A 10,016-nucleotide genomic window follows, 5' to 3' on the forward strand; every position below is an offset into this window, starting at 1 on the left:
CGGCATCGGGCTCGCGTTCGGGCCGGTGCTCGCCGGTGCGCTGATCGGGCATTACGGCTGGCGAGCGATCTTCGTGACGAGCGCGGTGGCCGGCGGGCTGTCGCTCGTCTTCGGGCTGCCGCGCATGCACGAGTCGCGCGACCCGCATGCGACGGGGCTCGACTGGCCCGGCACGGCCGCGTTCACCACCGCGCTGACGCTGTTCACATTCGGCGTGATCGAGGCGCCCGCGCGCGGCTGGTCGAGCCCGCTGGTGATCGCGCTGCTGGCAGGCGCGGCGCTCGGCGCGTGTGCGTTCGTCGCAATCGAGACGCGCGTTGCGCGGCCGATGCTCGACCTGTCGCTGTTCCGGATCGCACGCTTCGTCGGCGTGCAGGTGCTGCCGGTGTCGACCTGCTGCTGCTACATCGTGCTGCTCGTCGTGCTGCCGCTGCGCTTCATCGGCATCGACGGGTTCAGCGAGATCGACGCCGGCTGGCTGATGCTCGCGATTTCCGCACCGATGCTGGTCGTGCCGTTTGTCGCGGCCACGCTCACGCGCTGGCTGTCGGCGGGCGTGATATCAGGGCTCGGGCTTCTGATCGCTGCGGCCGGGCTCGTGTGGCTGGGTATCGCACTGCGCGGCGGTGCGGGGGCCGCGGCGATCGCGCCGATGCTCGTGATCGGCGTAGGGGCCGGTATGCCGTGGGGGCTGATGGACGGACTGTCGGTGAGCGTCGTGCCGAAGGAGCGCGCGGGGATGGCGACGGGGATTTTCAGCACGACGCGCGTGGCTGGCGAGGGGATCGCGCTCGCGATCGTTGGTGCAGTGCTGGCTGGGCTCGCGCGGACGGGGTTGGCGCAAGCGGCTGGTGCTGGCGGTACGCCTGAAGCGACGCTGCGTGCGGCGGCGCGGCTCGCAACCGGCGATCTCGCGGGTGCGGCGGATGCGTTGCCGGGTGTCGGGCGTGCGGTGCTGCTCGCGAGTTATACGCATGCGTTCGATCGGTTGTTGATCGGGTTGGCAGTCGTCACCGTGCTGTGTGCGGGGGTGGTGTTTGCGTTTCTCGGCGGGCGGCGGGCAGGGCCGGCCTCAAACGGCTAACGCACGCACGCTTTGAAGCGCGAGATGATTCCCGCAAGCCTGATGATGGCGGTTGCCCAATCGGCGATCGGACTCACTGATGCCGCACCAGTGAGTATCAGATTTTCAACTCGAATGGTGAGGGGGCAGCTGCCTCGTGGTTGTCTTCGGCGCTTGGGAACAAGCGTTGGCCCTCGCGATCGCAGAAATAGAAGTTCTTCTCTCTGACGTCGTAGCGATAGAAAATGATCCGATCCGATGCCACGGGTGTCGTGTCGTAGCCTGACAGGTCTGCGTTGGGTACACACAAGCGCTCAACCTCTTCCGGCCAGCGGAATTTCGAGAGATGGTAGTTTGCCCATCGGTCGATCAACGGACCGAGGCCGGGCCAGTAGAACGAATTCAGCCGCGATGGCGGCGATGGTTTGCGATACTCGTTCAGGTCCGCGGTCGGCTGGATCGCGTCGAGTCCTTCTTCCATGTAGCGGCGGATGAACTCGAAGCGAAGTGAGGCGGTGCGGATGTCGGAGCTATCGAGCTCGTCGAATTCACCACTTAACCAGAGCACGCCATCAATGACATAACTGGTGACGCCGGCTGGTGGGGGGAACGTCAGGTGTAGCTTGATGCGTCCAGGGGGCATTAATCGGAAAAGTGGCTGTACATCGCGCCAGCGCAGCGTAATTGCCCGGCCCTCCCGACCGACGACGTGCACGCTCTGCGCCTGTCGATTGAAGCGAATGCGCGTGGACGGTTTCGTAAGTGCCCACAAGCCCCAAAAGAAAAGAACATTCACGATCGGATAGATCGCCAGCAACTCCCAAAACCACTCGTCCATGATTATGCTTAACACCATCACGGCGATGGATATGGTGTGTAGCATCGAGAGTAAATATATGATGTCCCTCGCCTCCCCGTCCCCAAAGCGGGTCTCGATAAACCGCTCATTGAAGAGTTCGGGATCGTTGATGTCATTCTTGAACTTGGCATCTCCTTTCCACATCGCCAAGTCCACCGGTTCCATCGGTGCAATATCCGAACGCTTGAGCCACAGCGCGATACCCTCCTCGAAGCTCGGATCTCTCTTGTTTTTGCCGAACATCAAATCTTCAACTCGAACGGCGAGGGGGCAGCTGCCTCGTGGTTGTCTTCGGTGCTTGGGAACAAGCGTTGACCCTCGCGATCGCAGAAATAGAAGTTCTTCTCTCGGACGTCGTAGCGATAGAAAATGATTCGATCCGATGCCACGGGTGTCGTGTCGTAGCCTGACAGGTCTGCGTTGGGCGCGCAAAGGCGCTCGACCTCTTCCGGCCAGCGGAACTTCGAGAGATGGTAGTTTGCCCATCGGTCGATCAGCGGACCGAGGCCGGGCCAGTAGAACGAATTCAGGCGAGACGGTGGCGATGGTTTGCGATACTCGTTCAGGTCGGCGGTCGGTTGGATCGCGTCGAGCCCTTCTTCCATGTAGCGGCGGATGAACTCGAAGCGTAGTGCGGCTGTGCGGATGTTCGAGCTGTCGAGTTCGTCGAATTCGCCATTCAGCCAAAGCACACCGTCGATAACTCGACTGGTGACACCGGCCGGAGGGGGAAACGCTAGTTGTAGCGCGATGCGTCCTGGCGGCATTAATCGGAAAAATGGCTGTACATCGCGCCAGCGCAGTGTAATCGCCTGACCATCCCGGTCGACGACGTGCACGCTCTGCGCCTTTCGATTGAAGCGAATACGTGTGGACGGTTTTGTAAGAGCCCACATACCCATAAAGAAAAATATATTTGCTACTGGGTAGATTGCTAAAATTGCCAAAAATCTCTCGCCTGAAAATGCACTTGCTACCAGTATCGCAACGGATATGGTGTGTTGCATCGAAAGTAAATACATGAAATCTGTCGATTTTCCATCTCCAAGGCGCGTCTCTATAAATCGCTCATTGAAGAGATCTCGATCGCTGATGTCGTTTTCGAATTCGGCATCGCCTTTCCAAATCGCCAAATTCACTGGTTCCATCGGCGCTATATCCGAGCGCTTTAGCCACTGGGCGATACCTTCCTCGAAGCTCGGATTTTTCTTGTTTTTACTGAACATTAGATCTTCAACTCGAATGGCGATGGCGTAGACGTCTGATGGTCATTTTCGGTGCTTGGAAACAAGCGTTGACCCTCGCGATCGCAGAAATAGAAGTTCTTCTCTCTGACGTCGTAGCGATAGAAAATGATTCGATCCGATGCCACGGGTGTCGTGTCGTAGCCTGACAGGTCTGCGTTGGGTGCACATAGGCGCTCGACCTCTTCCGGCCAGCGGAACTTCGAGAGATGGTAGTTCGCCCATCGATCGATCAGCGGACCGAGGCCGGGCCAGTAGAACGAATTCAGGCGAGACGGTGGCGATGGTTTGCGATATTCGTCCATGTCGGCGGTCGGCTGGATTGAGTCGAGTCCTTCCTCCATGTAGCGACGGATGAACTCGAAACGCAGTGCGGCCGAGTCGATGCCCGAGCTATCGAGTTTGTCGAATTCACCATTCAGCCAGAGCACGCTGTCAATGACTCGACTGGTGACGCCGGCCGGTGGGGGAAACGCCAGTTGTAGTGCAATGCGTCCTGGCGGCATTAATCGGAAAAGTGGCTGTACATCGCGCCAATGCAGCGTAATCGCTTGACCATCCCGGTCGACGACGTGCACGCTTTGCGCTTGCCGATTGAAACGAATACGCGTGGACGGTTTCGTAAGGGCCCACATGCCCATAAAAAAAACAACATTCACTACTGGATAGACCAATAGCAGTTCCCAAAACCAATCGCCCGTGAATATGCTTGCCACCATCACAACAACAGAAATTGTGTGTTGCATCGACAGCAGATACATGAGGTCTGCCGATTTTCCGTCCCCAAAGCGGGTCTCGATAAATCGCTCATTGAAGAGATCTCGATCGCTGACGTCGTTTTCGAATTCGGCATCGCCTTTCCACATCGCCAAACCCACTGGTTCCATCGGTGCTATATCCGAACGCTTGAGCCACAGCGCGATACCCTCCTCGAAGTTCAGCGGTTTCTTATTTTTTCTGGACATCAGTTCTTCACCGGGATTGCCATCTCGGGATCGCTGAAGGCATTGGGCCAGTAAAGCACCACGGTGTCGCCCATCAGCGTCGTCGTATCGAATTTCAGGTAGCCCACGCCATCGACCAGCGTAACCCGGGACGGATCGTTGGAGGTTTGCTCCGTACCCTGCGCAGTGAAGTTTCGATGTTGCGTCAATTCGTACGCACTGGCTTGCGGTAGCCAACCCGGAAAGGCCACGGTTATCGTGCGTGCGGGCATACGGTTCGTCAGGATCGGCCCAAGGCCTGGAATTGCTGCTTTGCTGAGTCGCTCCGCTATTCGTAGATCCGTCTCAATACGTGGCTCCTTGGATACTCGTGATTGAAGCGCGGATTCTTGAATGTGTAGTCGCGCTGCACCTGGCGTGCGGTACGTACATGCTCGGTGTAGGCAAAGGTCCGCAGGCACGGTTGCGGCTGATCGCCGCCCGGCGTGGCGTTGTACAGCACGGGTTCGCCATCGAGGCGACCGAAGATGAACAGCCGGTCGCAATGAATCAGCCGGTGCCCCTCCTTGCCATGCCGGAACGCGTAGAAGAAGCCTTCCTCGCGCAGGATGCGTTCGATGAACGCGTAGTCGGTGTCGCCGGCCTGCACGCAATACTCGCGCGCCAGATGCTCGTTGGTGGCGCGTTGCTCGTAGTCCATCGTCAGGCCATGCGCCTTGAGCACGGCGGTGGCGATCTCGGTCGCGCTCAGGGTCTGAAAGATCCGCCAGTCGGACGACAGCTTGAGGCGTGCCAGACGTGGCTCGACCACGGCGGAATATCGGGTGCGTCGAAAACCGGTATCACCCTGAACGAACGACGACACCGCGCCGTGTACGTAGCGCACGGGCTGACCACCCTGCCAGATCGTGAGCAGGCCGTTGCGATCGAGTATCTGACCGAAGTCGATGGCCGGATCGGCGCTGGCCAGTTCGACCTGCAGGTGGAAGGTCTCGGACAACCCTTCGTGCAGGGTGAACTCGACGACCTCGAACGACTCGTCACCGACAGCGAAGGTAAAGGACAACCGGGTTGGTTGCAGCATGGCGATAGTTCTCCGAACCGAGGACACGCAACCATGCGTATCCCCTCACGTCGGTACGCCACGTGTGCGACGGATGGTTCCAGCCGTGCACGATGACGAGCGATGTGACAGTGCGATGTGAAACCCATGGCACCCGACGGGGTGCCATGGATTCTTCAAAGCAAGAGGTTCGCTACCGAGGCGTCTCATGTCCATGAGACAGGTTCGAAAATTTACGACGACATGCGTTATTGGCGGGGCAACGTTGATTGAATGCCATCAGGCCAACTGCGTTCTGACGGATTTTTCAGGCAACGCTGGCTGCTTGATGTCAGGTTGCGGCGCGCCTCTCGATGGCTGGATGGGTGCGGCGCGTCATCGTCGCTTCGGTTGCCGCTAGCCATTGCCGCCGGATGGAGGCGACACGTGCCCATCACGCCAGCACCAGCGGCGGCAGCGCCGCATCCGCCCGTGCCTGCGCCTGTGCCACTTCAACCACCACATAGCGCCGCGCATCGGGCCACAGATGCGCGCGGCTTCCCGCATCCTCGTCGATCGTCGCGCGCCCCTGTACGAGCCAGGTCGTCTGGCGCACGAAGTCGACGAACAGCAGCGCGATGGCCGGATTCACAAGCAGGTTGCCGATCGTATTGAACAGGTTGTTGCCCGCGAAGTCGGGCAGCACGAGCGTGCAGCGGTCGGGCATGTCGACGAGCGGCTCGAACGAGCCGTCCGTGCGTGGCTGGCGGCCGCGGTACGAGCAGTCGCTGTTGCCGTCCGCGTCGGCGGTCGCGACGATCAGGAACGCCTGCTCGCGGATGAACGCGATGGCGTCGTCGGTCAGGGGGGCGCGGTCGTTCATGGTGTCGGTCGGCGCACACGCCGTTGCGTGGGAATGCGCATTGCGCACGCAATCGACATGCCACGCGGCGTGGCCTGCATCCGCGTGCCAGTGCGCCGGCGCACTGTGGAAATTTCGAACACCGTCCCGGCGCGCTGTGCAGTCGCGCTGTTCAGAATCGGCACACCCGCCATGCTGCGTCGGTGAACACGGCACGGTGCGCACGCGGGCCGGCCGTGGTCGCCGTGCTTCCGTCCTGCGTGGCACGCATGTTGCGTAAGCGAGGGCAGCGCAATTCCAACCGGCGCTGTACTCACACAAGCACGATGAACAGGAGACATGTATGAACCCGTTTGACCTGAAGCAACTGGGCCTCGACGTCGAATACCCGTACCGTCAGCAATACGACAACTACATCGGCGGCAAGTGGGTTCCGCCGGTGAAAGGTGAGTACTTCGAGAACGTGTCGCCGATCAACGGCCAGCCGTTTTGCCGCATCCCGCGCTCGGGCGCCGACGACATCGAGCTGGCGCTCGATTCCGCGCATGCCGCGCGACGCAAGTGGGGCAAGACGTCTGTCGCGGAACGCGCGAACCTGCTGCTCGCCGCCGCCGACCGGATGGAAAAGAACCTGAAGCTGCTGGCCGTGGCCGAGACGATCGACAACGGCAAGCCGCTGCGCGAGACGATGGCGGCCGACCTGCCGCTCGCAATCGACCACTTCCGCTATTTCGCGGGCTGCATCCGCGCGCAGGAAGGCGGCATCTCCGAAATCGACGACAACACCGTCGCGTATCACTTCCACGAGCCGCTCGGCGTCGTCGGCCAGATCATCCCGTGGAACTTCCCGCTGCTGATGGCCGCGTGGAAGCTCGCGCCGGCGCTCGCGGCCGGCTGCTGCGTGGTGATGAAGCCGGCCGAGCAGACGCCTGCGTCGGTGCTGGTGCTGATGGAGCTGATCGGCGACCTGTTCCCGGCCGGCACGATCAACATCGTGAACGGCTTCGGCAAGGAAGCGGGCGAAGCGCTCGCGACCAGCAAGCGCATCGCGAAGATCGCGTTCACCGGCTCGACGCCGGTCGGCAAGCACATCCTGCGCGCGGCGGCCGACAGCCTGATCCCGTCGACGGTCGAACTGGGCGGCAAGAGCCCGAACATCTTCTTCGCCGACGTGCTCGACCAGGACGACGCGTTTCTCGACAAGGCGCTCGAAGGGCTCGCGATGTTCGCGCTGAACCAGGGCGAAGTGTGCACGTGCCCGTCGCGGATCCTGATCCAGGAATCGATCTACGAGAAGTTCATCGAGAAGGCGGTCGCGCGCGTCGAACGCATCAAGGCCGGCCATCCGCTCGACCTGCAGACGATGATCGGCGCGCAGGCATCGCAGCAGCAGCTCGACAAGATCCTGTCGTACATCGACATCGGCCGCGGCGAAGGCGCGCAATGCCTGACGGGCGGCGAGCGCACGGCGCCGGCTGCGGAACTCGGCACGGGCTACTACGTGAAGCCGACGATGCTGCTCGGCAACAACAAGATGCGCGTGTTCCAGGAAGAGATCTTCGGGCCGGTCGCGTCGGTGATGACGTTCAAGGACGAGCAGGACGCGATCGAACTCGCGAACGACACGTTCTACGGGCTCGGCGCGGGCGTGTGGACGCGTAACGGCACGCGTGCGTACCGGATGGGCCGCGAGGTCGAAGCCGGCCGCGTGTGGACCAACTGCTACCACCTGTATCCCGCGCACGCGGCGTTCGGCGGCTACAAGCAGTCGGGGATCGGCCGCGAGACGCACAAGATGGCGCTGTCGAACTATCAGCAGACGAAGTGCCTGCTGGTGAGCTACCAGGCCGAGGCGCTCGGGTTCTTCTGATCCGCGCGTGGGTGTCCTGGCTGGCCGGCAGTGGTATGCGTCGGCCGGTCGGGTCGCCGTCTTGAGCGGCCAAGCTTCGGATGCCGGATGGTCGTGAAACGCGTGTCGCGCCGGGCGGCGGCGGTTGCCTGGCCGACGACCGGTGCGCGGATGCGCACCGTGCGACCGACCGGCGATCCGGAGATTCGCCGTTTCCGCCCATCCGCATCGCAACCCGGCACCGGCCGCGCATTGCCGCGGCCTTCGCCGGAAACGATACCGATGGTCGTTTGCTCGCGGCGGCAAGTTGAGCCGGCGCGCTGGACGTAAGACCCCATGTCAGAATCGCCCCGAACCTATCCGCGCCATCCCGTGTTCCACGCGGGCGAACTCGACGCGCATCACCGCTTCGGCGTCGCCGACAAAGCCGAGCGGATGAGCGACGTCGTGACGACGCGGCTGAGCATCGGCGTACGGCAGTTCATCGAGACGCAGCCCTTCATGTTCGTCGGCACGGCGTGTGGCGGGCAGGCGGGCATGACCTGCGACATTGTGCAGAGCCGGCGCGACGCGAACGGCGACCTGCTGCCGGTCGTGCGCGTGATCGATACGAAGACGCTGCGCTTCGTGCTGCCGGTGTACGGCGAGAGCGACGGCGGGCGGGTCGACGCGGCTCGGTGCGATGGCAGCGGCGTCGGGTTGCTGTTCGTCGACTTCATGCGCGGTATCCGTTACCGGATCAACGGGCGCGCGACGCTGTGTACGGATCTGTCCGAGGCGGACGCAGCGCCGTGGCCGGCCGGCAGTGCGATTGTCGAGTTGGCGGTCACGCAGGCGTACGGCAATTGCGGCACGCGAGTCGTGCGGCTGCGGCCCGCGAACGGTGGCTAGCCGGCCGCCGCGTATCGCCGAAGGGCGGCGCGTACCGGGTGCGCCGGTGTGGCGCGTGCAGCACTGGCAGGGTGCGTGCGGCAGGGCGTTTGGGCACGCGTGCATGGCGCGCACAGGCCGTGAAGCATCGAATGACGGGCTTTGCGCAGGTCGCGCAGGGTTCGGCACGGGACTTGCGTGACAGGCGCGGTTCCGGGCAGGAGAGGGAGAACACGATGGACCAACACGTGGCGTGCAGCGAAGAACCGACGGCCGAAGACACGCGGCGCAACGCGCAGGGCGACGATGCGCTGGCCGGGCAGGCGGTCGTCAGCGTCGCGCATGATGCCGACGAGCAGGCGCGCAACCTGATCGGCTGGCGGCAGACCTACGACCAGCTTGCGGCTGGCCGTTTCGTCGGCACCCTGACCGAGCTGCCGCTCGACACGATGAAGCTGTTTCGCGAATCGACGAGCCACCTGCTGCGCCAGGCGTGCGAGGTGCGCGGCGATGCGTACTGGTTCGGCATCCCGCTCGTGTGCGACGGCACCGCGCGTGTCGATGCGTGCCGCATCGGTCCGGGTGCGCTCGCGTTCCGGCCCGGCAACGTCGAATTCGAGCTGGTGACGCCCGCGCAGTTTTCGATCTACGGCATCGTCGTGCGCGGCGACGTGCTGCGCCGTTATGCGGAGGAGGTCGAGCGTCGCGCGCTCGACGAGCGGCTGTTCACGCAGCGTGTGATGCAGGTCGGCGATGCGCGGCTCGCGCGCCTGTGTGCGCTGCTCGGCCGCCGGCTCGATGGGGCGGTGGCGATGACCGGCCCGCTGGCCGACGCGCAGCGCGACGACCTGCAGGCCGAGGTGCTGGCCGCGCTGTTCGACGTGTGCGCGCAACCGGCCGACGATGACACCGGCCGCGCGCCGTCGATGCGCCGCTGGATCGTCGAACAGGCACGCGACTACGTGCTCGCGCACCGAACGCGCCCGGTCGGCGTGCCCGAGCTGTGCGAGCAGTTGCACGTGAGCCGGCGCACGCTGCAGTACTGCTTCCAGGACGTGCTCGGCATGGCGCCCGCCACCTATCTACGCACGCTGCGGCTGAATGGCGCGCGGCGTGACCTGTGCGGCCGCACGGCCGGTTCGGTGCAGGACGTGGCGGAGGCGTGGGGCTTCTGGCATCTCAGCCAGTTCGCGACCGATTACCGGCGGCTGTTCGGCAAGCGGCCGTCGGAGACGCTGCGCGATCGCGCGGTGATGGTGGCGGTGGGGTGAGCGTGGGGCGGT

9 protein-coding genes and 1 pseudogene are annotated in these 10,016 nt (G+C 63.1%); 4 read left to right on the forward strand and 6 right to left on the reverse strand.

Translation table 11 applies throughout. The features are described 5' to 3' along the window. Positions 1–1,078 (forward strand): annotated as a pseudogene (locus tag G3O00_RS35245) (MFS transporter); the annotation flags it as partial. Between the two features lie 103 nt (positions 1,079–1,181). Here G3O00_RS35245 and G3O00_RS35250 read toward each other — a convergent pair. The 6 genes from G3O00_RS35250 to G3O00_RS35275 all read right to left on the reverse strand — a co-directional run bounded on the left by G3O00_RS35250 (position 1,182) and on the right by G3O00_RS35275 (position 6,035). Further along, positions 1,182–2,165, reverse strand: coding sequence for a hypothetical protein (locus G3O00_RS35250; protein ID WP_206145746.1), 984 nt, complete (start codon positions 2,163–2,165; stop codon positions 1,182–1,184). Next, the gene (locus G3O00_RS35255; protein ID WP_206145747.1) at positions 2,165–3,148 is read right to left on the reverse strand and encodes a hypothetical protein; all 984 of its coding nucleotides are present in this window, start codon (positions 3,146–3,148) and stop codon (positions 2,165–2,167) included. The genes G3O00_RS35250 and G3O00_RS35255 overlap by 1 nt, the downstream gene beginning before the upstream one ends. Then, positions 3,148–4,131 carry a hypothetical protein gene (locus G3O00_RS35260; protein ID WP_206145748.1) on the reverse strand — a complete coding sequence of 328 codons (984 nt, stop codon included), beginning with the start codon at positions 4,129–4,131 and terminating at the stop codon, positions 3,148–3,150. Before G3O00_RS35260 ends, G3O00_RS35255 begins: the two co-directional genes overlap by 1 nt. Then, positions 4,131–4,382 (reverse strand): hypothetical protein, encoded by a 252-nt coding sequence (locus G3O00_RS35265; RefSeq protein ID WP_206145749.1) that lies wholly within the window; start codon positions 4,380–4,382, stop codon positions 4,131–4,133. The genes G3O00_RS35260 and G3O00_RS35265 overlap by 1 nt, the downstream gene beginning before the upstream one ends. Before the next feature lie 56 nt (positions 4,383–4,438). Continuing rightward, entirely contained in the window at positions 4,439–5,194 is a 756-nt protein-coding gene (gene tssI, locus G3O00_RS35270) for a type VI secretion system tip protein TssI/VgrG (protein ID WP_206145750.1), read from the reverse strand. A gap of 412 nt (positions 5,195–5,606) precedes the next feature. Further along, positions 5,607–6,035: a pyridoxamine 5'-phosphate oxidase family protein gene (locus G3O00_RS35275; RefSeq protein WP_206145751.1), complete on the reverse strand. Its 429-nt coding sequence runs from the start codon at positions 6,033–6,035 to the stop codon at positions 5,607–5,609. Between the two features lie 322 nt (positions 6,036–6,357). Here G3O00_RS35275 and G3O00_RS35280 point away from each other — a divergent pair, with 322 nt between their 5' ends. The 3 genes from G3O00_RS35280 (at position 6,358) to G3O00_RS35290 (ending at position 10,004) form a co-directional block, all read left to right on the forward strand. Then, positions 6,358–7,884 (forward strand): aldehyde dehydrogenase family protein, encoded by a 1,527-nt coding sequence (locus tag G3O00_RS35280; protein WP_206145752.1) that lies wholly within the window; start codon positions 6,358–6,360, stop codon positions 7,882–7,884. Between the two features lie 315 nt (positions 7,885–8,199). Beyond that, positions 8,200–8,754 (forward strand): hypothetical protein, encoded by a 555-nt coding sequence (locus tag G3O00_RS35285; RefSeq protein WP_206145753.1) that lies wholly within the window; start codon positions 8,200–8,202, stop codon positions 8,752–8,754. Positions 8,755–8,969: 215 nt separating this feature from the next. Next, positions 8,970–10,004 (forward strand): helix-turn-helix domain-containing protein, encoded by a 1,035-nt coding sequence (locus G3O00_RS35290; protein ID WP_206145754.1) that lies wholly within the window; start codon positions 8,970–8,972, stop codon positions 10,002–10,004. Positions 10,005–10,016: the final 12 nt, after the last annotated feature.

It is taken from the genome of Burkholderia sp. Ac-20384 (genome assembly GCF_017104605.1).
Lineage (GTDB): Bacteria > Pseudomonadota > Gammaproteobacteria > Burkholderiales > Burkholderiaceae > Burkholderia > Burkholderia lata.

Coding starts and splice junctions, on each gene's coding strand:
- G3O00_RS35265 (WP_206145749.1), bottom strand. CDS start 4,382: ATGCCCGCACGCACGATAACCGTGGCCTTTCCGGGTTGGCTACCGCAA.
- G3O00_RS35285 (WP_206145753.1), top strand. CDS start 8,200: ATGTCAGAATCGCCCCGAACCTATCCGCGCCATCCCGTGTTCCACGCG.
- G3O00_RS35250 (WP_206145746.1), bottom strand. CDS start 2,165: ATGTTCGGCAAAAACAAGAGAGATCCGAGCTTCGAGGAGGGTATCGCG.
- G3O00_RS35255 (WP_206145747.1), bottom strand. CDS start 3,148: ATGTTCAGTAAAAACAAGAAAAATCCGAGCTTCGAGGAAGGTATCGCC.
- tssI (WP_206145750.1), bottom strand. CDS start 5,194: ATGCTGCAACCAACCCGGTTGTCCTTTACCTTCGCTGTCGGTGACGAG.
- G3O00_RS35260 (WP_206145748.1), bottom strand. CDS start 4,131: ATGTCCAGAAAAAATAAGAAACCGCTGAACTTCGAGGAGGGTATCGCG.
- G3O00_RS35280 (WP_206145752.1), top strand. CDS start 6,358: ATGAACCCGTTTGACCTGAAGCAACTGGGCCTCGACGTCGAATACCCG.
- G3O00_RS35275 (WP_206145751.1), bottom strand. CDS start 6,035: ATGAACGACCGCGCCCCCCTGACCGACGACGCCATCGCGTTCATCCGC.
- G3O00_RS35290 (WP_206145754.1), top strand. CDS start 8,970: ATGGACCAACACGTGGCGTGCAGCGAAGAACCGACGGCCGAAGACACG.